Here is a 531-nt window from a genome sequence, read left to right on the forward strand (position 1 = left end):
TATCCCACCCGATTCGCGTTTTCACGCGCATAAACAGCCAAACAATATCTTTGTCATGACAAATACCGTATATGGTTGTAGAATGTAACCGCTGACGGGATCACCTTCCCGCTTTTCAAATAGTGCACAAAGAGGTTCGCAGATGAAAACTATTAAGCATTGGGTCGACGGAAAGTACTACGAAGGCAACCCTATTGCCACGCTTGACGTTGAAAACCCAGCGACGGGTGAAGTTGAAGGCACCCTTCTGGAGGCATCCGGAGATGACCTTGACCACGCCGTAGAAATCGCCAAGAAGGCACAAAAAGAGTGGGCTAAAGTACCGCTGTCCAAGCGCACTGCAATCATGTTCCGCATGCGCCAACTGGTGCTCGACCACCAAGATGAGATGGCTCGCCTGATCGTTGCAGAGCACGGCAAGAACTACTCGGATGCAATCGGCGAGATTCAACGCGGACGCGAAACCCTCGATTTTGCTACCTCTATCAACGTCGCCCTCAAGGGCGAGTACTCCTTTGACGTCTCCACCGG

1 protein-coding gene is annotated in these 531 nt (G+C 51.6%); it reads left to right on the top strand.

Annotation, left to right across the window (positions count from 1 at the left end; all coding sequences use genetic code 11):
- Positions 1–142: 142 nt before the first annotated feature.
- Positions 143–531, top strand: a 389-nt coding sequence (locus HMPREF1627_RS00920; RefSeq protein ID WP_034500370.1) for an aldehyde dehydrogenase family protein, incomplete at its 3' end; no start/stop codon positions are given.

Source organism: Actinomyces sp. S6-Spd3 (assembly GCF_000758755.1).
GTDB lineage: Bacteria > Actinomycetota > Actinomycetes > Actinomycetales > Actinomycetaceae > Pauljensenia.